At 60.5% G+C, this 17,444-nt stretch carries 13 protein-coding genes and 1 riboswitch; of the genes, 6 read left to right on the top strand and 7 right to left on the bottom strand.

The features are described 5' to 3' along the window. Window positions 1-355: 355 nt before the first annotated feature. From FJE54_RS15065 to FJE54_RS15075, 3 genes are all read right to left on the bottom strand, one after another. A complete protein-coding gene (locus tag FJE54_RS15065) occupies window positions 356-1,771 on the bottom strand; it encodes an alanine/glycine:cation symporter family protein (protein ID WP_139653605.1) in 1,416 nt (471 codons plus the stop codon). 275 nt (window positions 1,772-2,046) lie between these two features. Then, complete coding sequence (locus tag FJE54_RS15070; RefSeq protein ID WP_139653848.1) at window positions 2,047-3,471, bottom strand: alanine/glycine:cation symporter family protein; 1,425 nt, start codon at window positions 3,469-3,471, stop codon at window positions 2,047-2,049. A 105-nt stretch (window positions 3,472-3,576) separates the two neighbouring features. Beyond that, a complete protein-coding gene (locus FJE54_RS15075) occupies window positions 3,577-5,643 on the bottom strand; it encodes a VanW family protein (RefSeq protein WP_139653606.1) in 2,067 nt (688 codons plus the stop codon). Between the two features lie 149 nt (window positions 5,644-5,792). After that, window positions 5,793-5,976: riboswitch (FMN riboswitch) on the top strand. 140 nt (window positions 5,977-6,116) lie between these two features. Here FJE54_RS15075 and FJE54_RS15080 point away from each other — a divergent pair. The 6 genes from FJE54_RS15080 to FJE54_RS15105 all read left to right on the top strand — a co-directional run bounded on the left by FJE54_RS15080 (window position 6,117) and on the right by FJE54_RS15105 (window position 11,606). Then, window positions 6,117-6,704 (top strand): ECF transporter S component, encoded by a 588-nt coding sequence (locus tag FJE54_RS15080; RefSeq protein ID WP_139653607.1) that lies wholly within the window; start codon window positions 6,117-6,119, stop codon window positions 6,702-6,704. Between the two features lie 54 nt (window positions 6,705-6,758). Then, window positions 6,759-7,580 carry an energy-coupling factor transporter ATPase gene (locus FJE54_RS15085; RefSeq protein WP_139653608.1) on the top strand — a complete coding sequence of 274 codons (822 nt, stop codon included), beginning with the start codon at window positions 6,759-6,761 and terminating at the stop codon, window positions 7,578-7,580. Continuing rightward, complete coding sequence (locus FJE54_RS15090; protein ID WP_255467459.1) at window positions 7,556-8,740, top strand: energy-coupling factor transporter ATPase; 1,185 nt, start codon at window positions 7,556-7,558, stop codon at window positions 8,738-8,740. The genes FJE54_RS15085 and FJE54_RS15090 overlap by 25 nt, the downstream gene beginning before the upstream one ends. Then, complete coding sequence (locus tag FJE54_RS15095) at window positions 8,728-9,534, top strand: energy-coupling factor transporter transmembrane component T family protein (RefSeq protein WP_139653609.1); 807 nt, start codon at window positions 8,728-8,730, stop codon at window positions 9,532-9,534. Before FJE54_RS15090 ends, FJE54_RS15095 begins: the two co-directional genes overlap by 13 nt. A gap of 165 nt (window positions 9,535-9,699) precedes the next feature. Continuing rightward, window positions 9,700-10,113, top strand: a complete 414-nt coding sequence (locus FJE54_RS15100) for a pyridoxamine 5'-phosphate oxidase family protein (RefSeq protein WP_139653610.1) — start codon at window positions 9,700-9,702, stop codon at window positions 10,111-10,113. A gap of 515 nt (window positions 10,114-10,628) precedes the next feature. Next, on the top strand, window positions 10,629-11,606 hold the full coding sequence (locus FJE54_RS15105) for an endonuclease domain-containing protein (RefSeq protein ID WP_139653611.1): 978 nt from the start codon (window positions 10,629-10,631) through the stop codon (window positions 11,604-11,606). Window positions 11,607-12,102: 496 nt separating this feature from the next. Here the strand turns inward: FJE54_RS15105 and FJE54_RS15110 are convergent, their stop codons facing one another. From FJE54_RS15110 to FJE54_RS15125, 4 genes are all read right to left on the bottom strand, one after another. Further along, on the bottom strand, window positions 12,103-12,423 hold the full coding sequence (locus FJE54_RS15110; RefSeq protein ID WP_139653612.1) for a DUF1292 domain-containing protein: 321 nt from the start codon (window positions 12,421-12,423) through the stop codon (window positions 12,103-12,105). A 106-nt stretch (window positions 12,424-12,529) separates the two neighbouring features. After that, a complete protein-coding gene (gene secD, locus FJE54_RS15115; protein WP_139653613.1) occupies window positions 12,530-15,328 on the bottom strand; it encodes a protein translocase subunit SecD in 2,799 nt (932 codons plus the stop codon). Window positions 15,329-15,504: 176 nt separating this feature from the next. Next, window positions 15,505-16,650, bottom strand: a complete 1,146-nt coding sequence (gene tgt, locus FJE54_RS15120; protein WP_139653614.1) for a tRNA guanosine(34) transglycosylase Tgt — start codon at window positions 16,648-16,650, stop codon at window positions 15,505-15,507. 7 nt (window positions 16,651-16,657) lie between these two features. Next, window positions 16,658-17,431, bottom strand: a complete 774-nt coding sequence (locus FJE54_RS15125; RefSeq protein WP_139653615.1) for an HAD family hydrolase — start codon at window positions 17,429-17,431, stop codon at window positions 16,658-16,660. Window positions 17,432-17,444 lie beyond the last annotated feature (13 nt).

Below are 17,444 nucleotides of genomic sequence, written 5' to 3' on the forward strand. Positions count from 1 at the left end.
GCGCGAGGATCGCGTTTCCGCTGTCCGTCAACCGCCGCTAAACGACATTTTTCAGTTCTTTTTTTGGATTAGCAATCTGCGAACAGGCTTTATTCGATTTCTGTATAACGCAAATGTCGTTTAGCGGGCCTTGGCGGACATCGCGTGAACGAACCGCCTTCGGGCCGACGTCGTCATGCGGCCAACCGCCTGCCCGTTGCCGCAGCGAGGGCGGTCGGAGCTCGGGCAAACGGCTCCGGCGACAAAGCTTCGGAAGAGCAGGTGCGGACCGCCAAACGCCCAGAAAACGCACGTCGGCCGCGGGATCGAATTCCTGCGGCCGACGACGAAAGCGCTTGCGATTGAGGGAAGCTCGCTACTTGTTCTCGAGGATGGGGATGGGCGTCTCGTCCTTCTCCATGAGATTGTCTTCCCATACGTAGTGCTTGGTTTCGCGGGCGATGAGACCCGAAAGCAGCAGCACGACGATGATGTTGGGCACAGCCATGAGCGCGTTGGTGATGTCGGAGATGGTCCACACCAAATCTCCGATGCCGATCGCACCGAGGAACGCCACGATCACGTAGAGCACCTGGTACGGACGAATAGCGCGCTTGCCGAACAGGTAGGTGATGCAGCGGTTGCCGTAGTACGACCAGCCGAGGATGGTCGTGTACGCGAAGAGCACCATGCCGAACACGAGGATGGGCGTGCCGATGTAGGGAATGCTTGCAAACGCCGCGCTCGTGAGATCAGCGCCAGCGCTGATCTGGCCCGATTCCATGATGCCAGGATTCGCGAGCATTGTGGATACAAGCACGATGCCCGTAAGCGCGCAGATGATGACGGTATCCCAGAACGTGCCGGTCATCGAAACGAGCGCCTGGCGGGCGGGGTTGCGCGTGGTCGCCGCCGACGCGACGATGGGAGCCGAACCCATGCCCGATTCGTTGGAGAACAAACCGCGGGCGCACCCGAACTGAAGCGCCATCATCAAGCCCGAGCCCACAGCGCCGCCGAAGGCCGCTTTGGCCGTGAATGCACTCTCGCAGATCAGGCAGATGGCGGGCCAGACGAAATCCCAGTTCATACCGATGATCACGATGCAGCCCCACGCATAGGCTATCGCCATGAACGGAATGAGTTTCTCGCACACCTTCGATATGATCTTGATGCCGCCGAAGATGACGATGGAAACCATGATCACGATGGCGAGGCCGATGCCCCACGCGGGAACGCCGGGCATGTTCGAGGTGATGATGCCGGTCATGGCGCTCGACTGGACCGCCGAGCCGATGCCGAACGAGGCAATGGCTGCGAACAGGGCGAATGCGCCTGCGCCGATGAGCGCCCACCACGGCGCCTTGCCATCCTTCTCGAACGCGCGGCGCCACGCGTACATCGCGCCACCAAGCATGTTGCCGTTATGGTCCTTCACACGGTATTTAACTGCTGCGTAGGTCTCGGAGTACTTCGTAGCGATGCCGAACACGCCGGTGAGCCACATCCACAGTACCGCGCCCGGACCGCCCGCAAGGATCGCCGTAGCAACGCCCACGATGTTACCGGTACCGATGGTGGCCGAAAGCGCCGTAGTCAAAGCGCCGAACTGGCTGATGTCGCCTTCCGCATCAGGATCTTTCGTCACCGAAAGCTTGATGGCCTTCGGAAGCTTCCGTTGGATGAATCCGGTCCGAAACGTCAGGAACAGATGCGATCCCAGAAGCAGGATGATCATGGGAGGTCCCCATACCGCTGCGTCGATATCGTTGATAAGCTGAACGATGTCCATGCAGCCCCCTTTCTCTTCGAGTGTTTCCCTCAAAAACGCGAAGAGAGCCGATGCCGAAACCGATTTTCGATACCGCCTTCACGGCACGTGCCAATGCCGTTTCGGTATGAGCACTTTTCCGCGCTAAAGCAATGTCGCCCATTATAGCGAGTGCGTCTGCGCGAGTTTGTTAACAACTGCGAAATTAACCCCCATTCTCAGGGGGAACGGCGACATAGCAGGGGGAACGGCTGCCAGGCGGGCGAGCGAGCCTAGGGCACCGAAGCGCTGCCGTCCTACTTGCCCTCGAGAACGGGGATGGGCGTCTCATCGATCTCGTTGAGATTGCCTTCGTAGACGTAATGGCGCGTTTCGCGGGCAACAAGGCCCGAAAGAAGCAGTACGACGACGATGTTGGGAACGGCCATAAGCGCGTTGCCGATGTCGGATATGGTCCACACCACATCCCCTACCCCGATGGCTCCGAGAAACGCAACGGCAACGTAGAGGATTTGATACGGAAGGATGGCTTTCATGCCGAACAGGTAGGTGATGCAGCGATTGCCGTAATATGACCAGCCGAGAATGGTTGTATAGGCGAACGTGACCATACCGACCACGAGTATGGGTGTACCGAACAAGGGAATGTTGGCAAAGGCCGTACTCGCAAGCTGCGCGCCGGTGAAGATCGTGGGACTTGCGAGAATCTGGGCTTGGATCTCGGGGTTTGCGACCATCGTCGATACGAGCACGACACCGGTGAGCGCGCAGATGACCACCGTCGACCAAAACGTGCCCGTCATGGCCACGAGCGCTTGCTGGGCGGGGTTTCGGGTGGCGGCAGCCGAGGCGACGATAGGTGCCGAGCCCAAGCCCGACTCGTTCGAGAACAGGCCGCGGGCGCATCCGAATTGGAGCGCCATCATGAGCCCCGAACCCACAGCCCCGCCGAACGCGGCCTTCGAGGTGAATGCGCATTCGAATATGAGGCCGATCGCATCGCCCAGATACGGGGCGTTGAGCACGAGGATAACGATGCAACCGAGCGCATAGGCAACGGCCATGACCGGCACGAGCTTCTCGCACACCTTCGAGATCGATTCCACGCCCCCGAAGATGACCGCGGATACCAACACAACGATGACGATGCCGAGAATCCACACGGGAATCTGAGGGATGTTTGACGAGATGATGCCCGCCATCGCCGAAGCCTGGACGGCTGATCCGGTTCCGATAGCGGCAATGGCGGCGAAAGCCGCGAATGCCACTGCCCCCACATGCGCCCACCAGGGAGTCTTCTCGGTGCCTTTCGAGAACGCGCGCTCCCAGATGTACATGGCACCGCCGAGCATCTCGCCTTTGTGGTCCTTCACGCGGTACTTGATGGCGGCGAACACTTCGGAGTACTTGGTGGCAATACCGAATACGCCGGTAAGCCACATCCAGAACACAGCTCCCGGGCCCCCGGCAAGGATCGCCGTTGCCACGCCGACGATCGAGCCGGTGCCGATAGTGGCTGCGAGCGCGGTGGCGAGCGCACCGAAATGCGAGATGTCGCCTTCGGCGTTCGCATCGGAGGTGAACGAGAGCTTGATGGCCAGCGGGAGCTTGCGTTGAATGAAGCCCGTCCGCACGGTGAGGAACAGGTGGCTTCCGAGGAGAAGGGCAATCATCGCCGGTCCCCACACAAAGCTGTCAACGGTAGTGAGTAATTCGATCATAATCGGATTAGTGTAGCCGAAAGGAGACGGATCGGGCATGCGACCAGCATATCTTCATCTGACCGCAACCGACCCGAAGCCGTCTCGATACACAGCTTCGCCTTTTTAAGCCTCATCGTCTTTCGGAACGGGCGGGAAATACGAGGGGAACGAATCCTCGCTGATCACGTTGCCGTCGGCATCCTTGACGGTACGATAGTTCGTGATCGATTTGCCCTCGTCGTCGCTGCCCGACCAATCGCTGTTCACACTTTCAACCGTGCGGTGCGGACTCGTACCCCAGATGCTGATCGTCATGTCGACGCCGTCGTACTCGGCGGTCACGAGGATGTAGTGGTCGGTATCGTTCGTGAAAATGAGCGTCGGATACTCCCACGATACCGCCGCATCGCGGCCGAGGGGATAGTTCGGCTGATACAGACTGTGGTTCGAGCGCTCGACGATGGGCAGGCCCGCTTCGTATGCGGCATTGAACACGCCCGTCGCCACGTTGCAGATACCGCCGCCCGAAGATTTCTCGTACTTGTTGTTCACGATGACGTTGGCTTCCTTGTAGCCCGCCGCTTCGTCGCAGTTGCCCACGATGTCGTTCCAGTTCCAGTTCTGGCCGGGGGCGATCAGGGAGCCGTTGAGCGTATCGAGGCACAGTTCGATGTTGTATTCGCGGTTCGTGCCGCCGTTCGAACCGTACCCGAGCTTGTAGGAGGTGATGAGTTCGACCACACCCATGTTCGCTGCATCATCGGCCGTGATCTCGGGCTCCACTTCCGCTTCCTCGAGCACGATCGTCCGATCGCCCGCCTCGGCCCCGCCGTAGAGCATGTCGCCAAGCGTATGGACGCCTGTTTTGATGTCGGGACCGATACCCATCGTGCCTCCCGTAATGACGGGGGTTCCGCTCGACACGTCGAACGTCGCATTGCCCGCGCTACCGTAGCCGACCGAACCCATCTGGCCCTGCAGGCCGTCGTAGGCTTTTGCCGCGTCGATGGAGGGTACGAGTTTCGCCGCGTCGCCCTCGCCCTCGACGGCAACCGCAGTCCACTCGCCGAGCATGGGAGCCCATATCTGCCACGAATCATCGCCGTAGGCAAACGTGACGGGATCGGCGATGGCGGAGGTGATGGAATCGGCGACGGTCTGAGCCTCGTCCGAATCGATGTCGAGCGGGATATCGGTCATCGGAACCTCGAACGAGGTCGTCTGCTCGCCGAGCAGCATCTTAGTCGCCTTAGGTGCGAACGCCTCGGCATCGACCCTCTCGCCCACTCTCCCCGCCGTCACCGCTGCGACGCCGTCGGCGTTTATCGTGATGCCGCAGTTCACCATGTTGACTCCGATGGTGTCATCGATCGTCTGCAGCGCGGTTTGAAGCGCCTCTTCGCTGAAATCGACGGTGGCAGGAAGGTCGACCTGACCGAGCCAGCTCTGCAACCGCTCGCCCGCACCGCTTACCGCATCGTCGAAACCCGAGATGCGCCCGACGCCCATGGCTTCGTCTACGAGCGCTGCGGCATCGACGGTTGCCCCGAGCTCAGCAGCAGAGAACGACCAGGCAAGAGCCTCGCCCCCCGATTCGGCAGGAGCATCCGCCCCCTCGCCCTCGCCAGACGCTTCTCCCTCGCCGGAAGCTTCGCCGTCTGCGGGCGCTTCCCCGCTCGTGTCGTTGACCGTGCTTTCGGCGAGACGGGAGACAACCTCGTCGCTCGGCACGACCCGCACGCTCGAACCCGCAAGCTTGGAATCGAGAGCGGTCTGAAGCGTCTGAGTCGCCTCGGCCTTGTCCATACCGCCGATGTCGACGCCCTCTATCTTGATGCCGTGATGGACTTTGCCGTCGTTCAACCCGAATTCGAGTCCGACGATAGCCCCGAGAAATACGACGATGACGAGCACCGCGATGACGGCGACCTTGGCACCCGAGCGCTTCTTCGGACCGAGATTCATATACGGGTTCGAGCCGGAACCCTTGCGTCCGCCCCTGCCAGAGCGGCGCACGTCGGCCGGATTCACTACCGGGGCGAACGCACCGGTCTGCTGCCGACGGGGTGCCGGCGCGCCTTGGGGCGGCATGCTCTGAGTGGATTGGGGCTGCTGGCGGGCATGGTTGCCTGCGGCGTGGCGGCCGATCGGCTGGTCGTCTTGAGTGCTGGGATCGTTATCAAAAGCCATAATAAGTGCTCCTGGTGCGATTAATCTACGTTCGTGCCATCATACAACAGGTCATCGCGGGGGGCAAAGATTACACATTCGCTCCTAGGAATATCCCCGAAACAACGTATTGCATAGCGAAGGCAATCCCTATACAATACGTGCCATGAATTCTGTTTCAGGGCGAGGTGCAATTCCTCACTGGCGGTAATTCGGCGGTCTGCGCAAGCAGTACCAAGCCGAGAGTCCGCGACCCCGCAGATCGCGCTTCCGAAAAATGCAAGCGCAGATGGCGGGCTGATTCTGGTGAGATTCCAGAACCAACGGTCATAGTCCGGATGGAAGAGGCAGAGCTTGTACGGTTCATCGTCGTTGTACGATGGCCATGCAAACCCGAGAAGCCTGTATGAAGAAGAATTCGTACAGGTTCGTTTCTTTTCTGGGCCCGGAATCGACACCTGCCTGACTGGGGCCTGCACGAGAAAGGGTTTGGTATGGCAGAGCAAGCGAACGACTATCAGTTTACCAACACGAATAAATGGGAGACACGCCAGCTCGTAACGATGGCGCTTCTGTGCGCGATCGGCGTGCTGCTTTCCTTCATCGAGTTTCCGTTGCTTCCGGGAGCAACCTGGCTCAAGTACGACGCGTCAGCGATGCCCGCCATGGTCGTCGGCTTCGCATACGGGCCGGTTGCGGGCGTTTCGGTCGGCATCATCGGCGCAATCATCCACGGCATCATGCTCGGCGATTTCTCAGGTGCGGTCATGAACATCATCGTCGTCACCTTCTACATCCTGCCCGCAGCGCTCATCTACAAGAAAAAGCACTCCATGAAAGGCGCGGTCGTCGCCCTCGTGGTCGGTTCGCTGTGCGCCACCGTGGGGGCGATCCTTGGGAACCTCATCATCACACCTGCATGGCTCGGCGTGCCTCTCGATGCGGTCATCGCGATGATCATTCCCATCCTCACACCGTTCAACCTGCTCAAAGCGCTTTTGAATTCGGTGCTCACCCTTATCGTGTACAAGAGCATCTCAAATCTCATCACGCCGAAGAAAAAGCAGGTTCGAGGCAGGTAATCCGGCTGCGTCCGCGTGGCAAACGGACCCGAACATCAGAGAAAGACAGGCTGCATGATCGAATTCGAACATACCGGTTTCACCTACGACGGCGATGCGTTCGTACTCGAAGGCATCGAGCTTTCGATTCCCCAAGGGCAGTTCGTCTGCATCCTCGGCGGCAACGGGTCGGGCAAATCGACGCTCGCGAAGCACATCAACGCGCTGCTCGTGCCCGACGAAGGCAGCGTCACCGTACTCGGACACGATACGCGCGACGAGACGGCCACGTACCTCATCCGCAGCAATGCGGGCATGGTGTTCCAAAACCCCGATGATCAGCTTGTGGCGAGCCTCATCGAAAACGATGTGGCATTCGGACCCGAGAATCTCGGCGTGCCGACCCGGGAGCTGCGCGACCGCGTGACGCTCTCGCTCGACGAAGTGGGGTTGCAGGGCTTCGAAAAGCACGAGACCAACGCGCTTTCGGGCGGACAGAAGCAGCGTGTGGCCATAGCGGGCGTACTTGCCATGAACCCCGAAATCCTCATTCTCGACGAAGCGTCCGCCATGCTCGACCCCCGCGGCAGGCGCGGGCTCATGCGCGTGTGCAAAGAGCTCAATGCTCGCGGCATGACCATAGTCATGATCACCCATTTCATGGAAGAGGCGGGCCTCGCCGACCGCGTGGTCGTGCTCGACAAGGGCACGGTCGCCCTCGACGGGACGCCCGGCGAGGTGCTCACGCAGACAGAACGACTCGAACATCTGAACCTCGACGTGCCGTTCGCCTGCGAGCTTTCGCGCGAACTCCAAAAGCGCGGCGTACCCGTATCCACCCATGTAGACGACAAGAGCCTAAAGGAGGAGCTGTGCCAATTGCTTTCGAACAGGTAAGCTACTCGTATTCGGCGCCAGCCAAGAAAAAGCGCGGGAAGAAGCGCGCATCGGGCGAACCCGCCCTCACGCCTTCGCCCGATGCGTCGGCAGCCTCCGCCGGAGAACCATCGCCCGATGCCGCCCCGCGCGCCGCCGACGCATCAGCTTCAGGCATCGCCCCGTGCGCCGCCGACGCGGCAGCCGCCCTCGCAGCCGATACGCCAAAGCCGCTCTGGGGCAACCCCGAGGGCAAGCAGTGGGCTCTCTGCAATATCACGTTCACCTTGGAAGACGGCGAGTTCTTCGGCATCGCGGGGCACACGGGAAGCGGCAAGAGCACGCTCATCCAGCACATGAACGGCCTCATCCACCCCACTTCGGGTCGCGTGCTCGTCGACGGAATCGACATCGCCGACAAGAAGGCGGCAGCGGCGGCTCGCAGCAACGTAGGCGTCGTGTTTCAGTATCCCGAGCATCAGTTGTTTGCGGCGACCGTGTACGACGATGTGGCGTTCGGACCGCGCAACATGGGGCTTTCGTCAGACGAAGTCGATGCGCGCGTACGCGAATCGCTCGCTCAGGTGTCGCTTGATTTTGACGAGATCGGCGAGAAGAGCCCCTTCGAGCTCTCGGGCGGCCAGCAGCGGCGTGTCGCGTTTGCAGGTGTCCTTGCCATGCGGCCTTCGAAGCTCATCTTGGACGAGCCGGTTGCGGGCCTCGATCCCGCAGCGCGCGCCGATTTCCTCAACCTTATCGCCGAACTGCATACAAGCGGCCTCACCGTCGTAATGGTTTCTCACACGATGGACGACCTCGCGCGCTACTGCGACCGCATCCTCGTTTTAAAAGAGGGATCGACGTTCGCGCTCGGCACACCCGAAGAGGTGTTTTCCCATGCCGCCGAACTACGGGAAATCGGCCTCGGGGTGCCTTCTGCGCAAAAGCTCGCGAACGACCTCAAGGATGCCGGCATCGGCCTGAACGGAAGGCTCTACGACACCGCGTCGCTCGCCGATGCACTCGCGACGCTATACCGCAAGGCCGGGGAGGAGCCTGCGGGGGCGGATCGCGTAGCCGACGCTGCGACGTCTCATCCCTCGTCGTCCGAAGCGAGCAAAGCAGACGCATCGACCGCAAACGCCCCCGGCGAAGGGAATGGGGAGCCGTGCCCGAAATAGCCATGTTCGGAAAATACTGGCCGGGATCGAGCCCCATCCACCGCATGGACCCGCGCGCGAAGCTACTGCTTTCGCTCGCGGTCATGGTGATCATCTTCGTCGCCCAGACGTTCTGGGGACTCGCGGTGTGCGCGGTGTTCACAGCAGCGCTCTTCATCATCGCGAAGATACCGCTTGCCAAAGCAGTACGATCGATCGCTCCGCTCGCTTTCATCCTCGTGTTCACCGCGCTCTTGAACGTATTCTTCGTCCAAGGCGGAACCGTATACTTCGAATGGTGGATCATCCGCATCAGCGAAGCGGGTCTCGTGCAGGCGGCTTTCATCGCTGTGCGCTTGTTCTTGCTGCTGCTCAGCATGAGCCTGCTTACGCTCACCACCGCCACGCTCGACATCACCGATGCGTTCGAGTACCTTTTGAAACCCTTCGCCCGCATCGGCGTGCCCGCCCACGAGCTCTCGATGATCATGGGCATCGCGCTGAGGTTCCTGCCCCAGTTCGCAAGCGAGCTGCAAACGGTATACCGCGCCCAGATAAGCCGAGGCGCAACGTTTTCGCAAGGCCCGTTCAAAGGCGGTGTGCGCATGTTGACGTCGCTCATGATACCGCTGTTTACGAGCGCGTTTCGCCATGCGGAAACGCTGTCGCTCGCCATGGATGCACGCTGCTATCACGGCGGACCCGGGCGTACGCGCCTAAAACCCTTGCGCTACGGTCCGCTCGACCGCAACGCTGTCGTCGTGCTCGCCTTCATGCTCGCCGCGGTGTTCGCGACAAATTTCATTCCGCACTGACAAGCGTCTCAGCTGACCGAAAGGCAGCTGAGCGCCTTTGATCGCTGGGCACGGCAAGCACCATCGGACTAAAACCGACCGCCGATGCGCTGCGCAGCCCGCATGGCTGATCGATCTACCGACAAGGCAGCTGCCGCCGCAGCGCCTCACCGAGAAAGGAACGACATGACCGGAAACGAACAGGTACTCGACTATCTCACCAACATTCCCGCCTGGTATCTCGCCACCTGCGAGGGAGATCAGCCCCACGTGCGACCGTTCAGCTTCGCAGCCGAGCAGGATGGCAAGATCTGGTTCTGCACCGCCACAACCAAAGACGTGTACCGCGAACTCGAAGCAAACCCCAAGTTCGAGCTTTCCGGCTGGCATCCCGGACACGGCTGGATCATCCTACGCGGCATGGCAGGACTCGAGGATAAAGCCAACGCCGATGTGAGGCGCGCGGGCTACGAGCACATGTGCGGCCTCGGTGAAACGTACGAGAACGAAAACGATCCCGTTCTCACGTTCTTCTCGGTCGAAGAACCCCAAGCCTGGATGTGCGACATAGACGGCAGCTGGGTACCCATCGAGTTCTAGGGAAATGGCCTGTGGCGCCAATGGGACGCCCGACGTCTGCGGGACGTCGCTTCGTTATGCCGAAATGTATCGATAACACGGTTTTGCGCGAATACGGCCCTCGGATGGCGGCGAACCGCAGCTTTGCGAGGACCAGACGGGTTTCCGCCGCTTTCGGGTGCGAATCGGCTTGCCAAAACGCCTAATCGCGGTTCGCTAAGTCTAACAAAATGCCGACAACGGGGCATTCGGAGGCGTTTTTGCAGCGCAAAGCAGCGGTTCGCCGCCATTTCGGGACGGTTTTCTGACGAAACCTCGGCAGGCGGCCTTACCCGAGCCTGCAGTTCAATGAGCAGCCTTAGCCCGAACTTGCAGGGCATTAACCAAACCTTACACATTTTGCACCTAAACCTTACAGCTACGATGCCTCAACCTTACCTATTTTACACCTAGAGTATACATGTGATTTTTGTATTCCCCCAGTTCAATAACTAATTTTTAACCTTTCCAGTGTTGTTCCATGGTAGCCTTTCGCCATGACGATTATCCTCTGCGACATATCTGCCCTTGAGTTCTGGCGCTACGACTGCTCCACGACGCAGCGGCGACTCGTCCACGGGGGTGCGCTCCGAAAGAACTCCTCGACATTCACCAAGCCAGACGGCGAGCAGATCGAAACGCTCATACACACTGGGTTTTCTTTTCTCTCTGAACCGATCCACGTGCTCGTACCAAATGCAGCGGCCCGCACGAGGAACGCCCGGGTACGCTGCCACGTCAGGCCCGCACAACTCCCCCGTAATGCCTTTGTCCAGATCGCCGAAGATGTCTTCGTTTGCCGATCGGAGCTGAGCTTCATCCAGCGAGCACGCAATCAGTCACTCGCCCTCGAAGTGCTCGACGGATTGGAGCTCTGCGGGACCTATCGCCGGACGGTTGGCAGTCGACCGACCGTGTATCAGGTGCATCCAGTTACAAGCGCCGCCGAGCTCGCCTCGTTCGCCGCGAAAGTCGGCAGCATGTACGGAGCCTCTGCGGCGCGGCAGGCCCTCCGCTATATCAGAGATGGATCCGAGTCGCCAATGGAATCCGTGCTCGTCGTGCTCTTTTGCTTTCCCGTGCGCCTCGGCGGCTACGGTCTCCCCCTGCCTGACCTCAACTTCAGGATACCCACGTCCGATTCGGCGAGAAAAGTGACGGGAAGAAGCGAATTTCGCTGCGACTTGTTCTGGCCCGAAGCCAAGCTGGTCGTTGAGTACGATGGACACGGGAGTCACGACGAGCTAAAGAACCGATCGAACGATGGGTCGAGGCATGCCGCCCTCGTCAGCATGGGATTCCAGACACTCCGAATCACAAGCGAGAATGTGAAGAATGTAAGGGAGCTTGACGCAATCGCCGCCTCGATAGCCAAGAAGCTCGGTATCCGGACACGGCCCACGGAACGCGATTGGTCCGCAAAGAAAGATCAATTGAGAAACGAAATACTCCCCTGGAAGATCCCTTTGCCATAGGGAACACTATTCCCAAGAGGGCCTTGTTCGGCTAGCCTTCCTTACGTGCTCATGGCTCCTTTTTTGCCGATAAGCGGGTTTCCGCGTCCTAACGACCCTCGGATGGCGGGGAACCGCAGCTTGGGAAGACCAGACGGGTTTCCGCCGCTTGCGAGTGCGAATCGGCTTGCCAAAACGCCTAATCGCGGTTCGCCGCATCTAACAAAACGCCGCCGACGGGGCAATCGGAGGCGTTTTTTGCAGCGCAAAGCGACGGTTTGCCGCCATTTTGGGACGGTTTTCCGACGAAACCGCGGTCGGCGGGCGGCACAAGCTCGAAGGACGACTTAGTTTCGACGGAGAGTGGAGTTTGGCAGGAGGTTTTAGCCTGGCAGCCAATGGGGTTTGGCGGGCGGCGTGAATCCGACAGCTTATGGGTTTGGCGGAAAGCTTCAGTTAGCCGACCCTTGGGACTCAACGGTCGGCGAAACTCAAACGAACAGCAGCGATTCAGACCCTATTCGAAATCGTACAAATCGGCGGTGGCCTTCTTGAAATCCTCGTACACCTCGGCGGCGATCGCCTCGTCTTCGACGAGTTCGAAGGCAGCGGGTTGGTCTTCCTCGTCGAGTTCAGTTACCTCGAGCAGCACGACCTCGCCCGATGAGCAGGCGGGATTGTCTTCGTCAACCGGGAAGAAGAAACCGTAGCGCTTGCCCTCGTGCAAAATCAAGCCGAGGAACTCCAGATCGATGTGCTCGCCCTCTTCGTCCTCGAACGTGAAGACGATGCCCTCCTCGGTGGGCGGGCAGAAGTTCGGGGCACTACCCTCTCTCATGATCGGCTCCTTTCAAGTCGTACAAAGCGGATGCGCTGCCAACGCAACGCAACGCCGTCCTAACGGCCCGCATGCGCAAGCCCGCTTGGTCACAGTCAGTCGTTTCTTACCGCTTCTTCTTGCGGTAGTGATGGTTGCTCTTCGCACCGCCCTGGGAGCCGCTCTTCGCGCTACCCTTCGAACCTTGCGAGCCGCCCTTCGCGGTGCCCTTCGCACCCTGGGAGCCGTCCGGTTCTGCGCCGCTTCGAAGACCCCCTGTCGCCGCATCCTGCGCTCCGCCGTCTTTAGTCGAGGCACCGTTTGAAGCCTTTCGCGATGCGGTCCCCGATGCGGCCTTGCCAGCCACAGCTTTCGCGTTCGCGGGTTTCTTCGTTGCCATCACCGGAGCCCCAACGCCCGGATGCGCGAACTCGAAGCGTCCGATCTCGGGACCGTACTTCTTCGCAAGCTTCGCATAACGCGGCTCACGCGTCTTCCACATAGCGTAGAGCGGAGCGGCCACCGCAATCGAGGAGTACGAGCCGCAGACGAGGCCGATCGTCATGGCGAACGCGAAGTCCTTCAACGTCTCGCCGCCGAACAAGAGCATGGCGATGACGGGTATGAGCGAGGTGAGCGTCGTGTTGATCGTACGCACGAGCACCTGGTTGATCGAATGGTTCGCCATCGTCATGAACGTGCACTTGATGTCGGTATCCTGCATGTTGTCGTTGATGCGGTGGAACACGACCACCGAATCGTAGAGCGAATAACCCAAAATGGTGAGCAGCGCCGCAATCGTGTTCGGGTTGACCTCGCGTCCCACGAGCGCGTAGATGCCCATGACAAGGACGAGGTCGTGCAAAAGCGCGACGATGGCCGTAATGCCCATCTTGTATTCGAACCTGATGGCGATATAGATGATGATGAGGATGATCGACACGAGAAACGCGATGACCGATGACTGGATGACGCTCGCCCCCCAGTCGGGCCCGATGGTCGTCACCTCGAAGCTCTCGTTTTCGAGGCCGAGCGCTGCTGCAACCTGATTGGCCGTCGCCGCAGCGTCTTCAGCGCTCGTCGTGGTAGTGCGAACGAGGAAGCCCGCATCGCCCTCGGCGGTCGTGGTCTGCACGACCGCATCGGGCTCGCCCGCGTCATCGAATGCAGAGCGAATCTCCTCGGTGGTGACGTCGCCCGTGTTGTGGAACGTGACCGAGGTGCCTCCCACGAACTCGATGCCGAAGTTCAGGCCCTTCACGCCCACGATCGCGAACGACGCGATCACGAGCACGGCTGCCACCGAGAGGAACACCTTGCGATGTCCGAGGAAGTTGATGTCGTGCTTGATGAACTTGCCTCGGGGTTTGCGTGCGCCTTCGGCAGCCTGCGCACCCTCGGCGCCGTCTTTCGCCTCGGCGAGCTTCTCGCTCTCTTCGGCATCGAGCGCCTCACCCGTTTCGGCGGCGGCGACGCTTTCGCCCTCGGCAGCAGCAAGCGCTCTATAATCCCCGGCAGCAGCGAGGCTGTCTTTGATGCCCCAGAACCCGGGATGCTTCGCGATGGAGCGCGGCGCGAGAATGCGTATGAGCGGAGCTTTGAACAAGAGCATCATCACGATGTCGCAAAGAATGCCGAGCGCAAGCGTGAGGCCGAAGCCCTTGACCGAAGCCGAGGCGAGGAAGAACAGCGAGAGCGCCGACACAAGCGTGACGAGGTCGGCGTCGACCGAGGTCACGATAGCGTGCCGCACGCCGGTGATCGACGAGGCGCGCACGCTTCGGCCCATGCGGATCTCCTCGCGGAACCGCTCGAGCGTGAGGATCGACGAGTCGGCAGCCATGCCGATGGTAAGCACGATGCCCGCAATGCCCGCAAGGGAGAGGCTAAACAGGCCGAGCGCGGACAAGGCGGCGAGGATGCCGAGGTAGATGACCGCGAAGATGGCCATGGCCGCAGCGGTGATGAGGCCGAGCCCGCGGTAGAAGAACAGCAGGTAGAGCATGACCACGATCAGGCCGATCGCAGCGGCGAGCACGCCTGCGAACAGCGCTTCCTGGCCGAGCGTCGGACCGACGACCTGGCTTTGCGCGTATTCGAAGCTCACAGGCAACGAGCCGCTCTCGAGCACGGTCTGGAGCTCTTTTGCATCATCGAGCGAGTAGTTGCCCGTGATGGACACCTCGCCGTTCGGGATTTCGGAATTGACGGAAGGAGCGCTTTGCACCTGGCCGTCGAGGATGATGACGATCTTGCCGTTGGTGGTGACGAGCTCTTTCGTGGCGTCCGCGAACGCGGCGGCACCGTCGCTGTCAAGCTTAACGTTGACCTTGTAAGTGCCCGGGTTCTGCGTATCCTGGTCGATAGTCACGTTCGTGATGTCGCCGCCGGTGACGAGCGGCGTATAGGTGCCAGGCTCGACGTCAAGGTAGGTGGTCTCGCCGGTGGGAAGCGAGTTGCCCACTTCGTCGGTGTACGTTTCCTGGGTTATGTACTGGCCGTTCTCGATCTGAGTCTTCACCGTCTCGTCGGTGAACGAATCGAGGCGGGCGAATTCGAGCTGGCCGGTCTTGCCGATGGTGCTGAGCGCCGCCTCGGTATCGGAGAGGCCGGGAATCTGCACGAGGATCTGGTCGGTACCCTGGGCCTGGACCGTCGCCTCGGAAGCACCGAGGGCGTTTACGCGGCTTTCGATGATAGCGCGACTCGCCTCCATGTCCTCGGCCGTGATCTCTCCCCCGTCGGTGCTCTTTGCGGTGAGCACGACCGAAAGGCCTCCCTGGATGTCGAGCCCTTGGTTGATCTTCTCAGCCGGAGGTGTGAACAGGAAGATCGAACCCACTACGAGAAGCGTCGTAACCACCAGAAGCCACATATTGCGCCGATCGGTGGATGCCTTCTTCTTTTTCTTCGTTTGCGCCGCCATGCCGAGTCTTCTTCCTGTCGTGCCAGTAGTCATCGTTCGGTTTTTCTTTTGTGCCCGCGCACATCCGCAAGGGAAATGCTGCCGCACGAACCTTCATATTGTGCCACAAGTCCATTCCCGTAGCCATACGGGCAGCCGAATTCACGCGCTGCTTCAGCGTAAGTTGAGCCTATCTGTCAGTAATCGTTCGCCGCCGAAGACGCCATCCACGCCTCGTAGAATGCTTCGTACTCATCGGCCAGCACCGCTTCGCGTGCACGGCGCATGAGGTCGAGCAGGTAATGGAGGTTGTGCACCGAAAGCAGCATACCGCCGAGCATTTCACCCGACTTAACGAGATGGCGAAGGTAGGCGCGCGAATACTTGGCGCACACGGGACACGTGCACGCACGATCGAGCGGTCCGAAGTCGCGCGCGAATTTCGCGTTGCGCATGTTCATGCGGCCGGTCGAGGAAAACGCCGTGCCCATGCGAGCGGTCCGGGTAGGCAGCACACAATCGAACATATCGACGCCTTCGCGCACAGCTCGCACGAGCGTCGTAGGGTTTCCCACCCCCATGAGGTAGCGAGGTTTGTCCTCGGGAAGCGCGCGGGCGACCTCACCCAGCGTTTCGAACATCACATCATGCTCTTCCCCTACCGAATAGCCGCCAATGCCGAAGCCTTGAAAATCCTTGTGGCCCGCCTCGACGCTTGCACGGCCCGCCTCAAGCAGGCGCTCGACCGATTGCAGGCGCAGATCGAGGTGCATGCCGCCCTGCACGATGCCGAACAGCGCCTGATTCTCTTTCGTGTGGGCGGCGAGACATCGCGCAGCCCAGCGGGCGGAGAGGTCCACCGCGCCTTCTACAAATTCGCGCGTTGCCGGATACGGAGCGCACTGATCGAGTTGCATGACGACGTCGGCCCCGAGCTTCTGCTGGATGTCCATGTTGCTCTCGGGCGTCCAGCGGATCTTCGCGCCGTCGTAGATCGACTGGAGCGTTACGCCATCGTCATCGAGCTTGCGCGTATCGGCAAGCGAGAATATCTGAAAACCGCCCGAATCGGTGAGGATCGGGCCGTCCCACTGCATAAACTCGTGAAGCCCGCCCGCCTCGGCGATGAGATCGGCTCCCGGGCGCATCGAAAGATGGTAGGTATTGGCAAGTACGACCTGGGCTTTTAGATCACGAAGCTGGTCGGTTGTGACGCCTTTCACGGTGGCATGCGTGCCGACCGGCATGAACATGGGCGTCTTCGCCGTACCATGTGCCGTTTCAAACGAAAGGGCGCGCGCGTGACCGCTTCTCGCCTCGACCGCGCAATCGAACAGGGCCATGCGTCACCTACGCTTCATGCGCAACGGGCCCCGACACGATGTCGGCCGCAGGTGCCTCGCACACGGGCAGCGCCTCCGCCCAGTCGGCGAACGCGGCCATGCGCGAGTGCTTCACCGTCGATAGATCGAATTTCGCCGGATCGAGCAGGTGATCGGTTACGAGGTAGGCGTCCATCCCGAGATCGAGGCACGCGAGGTCTTCCAGAGTGTTATTGCCCACCATAAGCACGTCTGAGCCGTCGAGCCCTGCAGCGCGAAGGTTCTCGGCGTAGTAGGCGAGCTTGGGTTTGACCGAAGTCGAGTTCTCGTAGTTGGTGATGCGCGAAAACGCGCTCGGATCGATACCCGCCCAACGAAGTCGCCATTTCACAGCGGCGAGCGGGAACATGGGCATCGTGGCGAGCACGAGCGGGTAGCCCTTCGAACGCAGGGCCGAAACGGCACGGGCAGCATCGGGGTCAGCCACAACGCCTCGGCCGATTTCCCCGAAGTCGCGCTCGTAGAACTCGCTCACCAGCGGAATCCAATCGGCCGCGCCTTCGTCAACGATGGTGAAAAACGCCTCCCAGTACGCCTCGGAATTCAAACGGCTATCGTCGTGCGACGCCATCGCCTTAATGCCCGCCTTGAGACCTGCGGTAAACGTTTCGGGATCGACGCCGTGCGCGGCCACGTAGCCCGCGAGACGCTCGAAATACGACTGCATGAACTCGCCCAGATCCATCGGCAGAAGCGTGCCGTCAAGATCGAAGAAGATTGCGCGGTAAGGTGTTTGCTCCATGAAATAATCCTTC

It is taken from the genome of Raoultibacter phocaeensis (assembly GCF_901411515.1).
GTDB lineage: Bacteria > Actinomycetota > Coriobacteriia > Coriobacteriales > Eggerthellaceae > Raoultibacter > Raoultibacter phocaeensis.

Coding starts and splice junctions, on each gene's coding strand:
- FJE54_RS15100 (WP_139653610.1), top strand. CDS start 9,700: ATGACCGGAAACGAACAGGTACTCGACTATCTCACCAACATTCCCGCC.
- FJE54_RS15085 (WP_139653608.1), top strand. CDS start 6,759: ATGATCGAATTCGAACATACCGGTTTCACCTACGACGGCGATGCGTTC.
- FJE54_RS15125 (WP_139653615.1), bottom strand. CDS start 17,431: ATGGAGCAAACACCTTACCGCGCAATCTTCTTCGATCTTGACGGCACG.
- tgt (WP_139653614.1), bottom strand. CDS start 16,650: ATGGCCCTGTTCGATTGCGCGGTCGAGGCGAGAAGCGGTCACGCGCGC.
- secD (WP_139653613.1), bottom strand. CDS start 15,328: ATGGCGGCGCAAACGAAGAAAAAGAAGAAGGCATCCACCGATCGGCGC.
- FJE54_RS15065 (WP_139653605.1), bottom strand. CDS start 1,771: ATGGACATCGTTCAGCTTATCAACGATATCGACGCAGCGGTATGGGGA.
- FJE54_RS15110 (WP_139653612.1), bottom strand. CDS start 12,423: ATGAGAGAGGGTAGTGCCCCGAACTTCTGCCCGCCCACCGAGGAGGGC.
- FJE54_RS15080 (WP_139653607.1), top strand. CDS start 6,117: ATGGCAGAGCAAGCGAACGACTATCAGTTTACCAACACGAATAAATGG.
- FJE54_RS15070 (WP_139653848.1), bottom strand. CDS start 3,471: ATGATCGAATTACTCACTACCGTTGACAGCTTTGTGTGGGGACCGGCG.
- FJE54_RS15075 (WP_139653606.1), bottom strand. CDS start 5,643: ATGGCTTTTGATAACGATCCCAGCACTCAAGACGACCAGCCGATCGGC.
- FJE54_RS15105 (WP_139653611.1), top strand. CDS start 10,629: ATGACGATTATCCTCTGCGACATATCTGCCCTTGAGTTCTGGCGCTAC.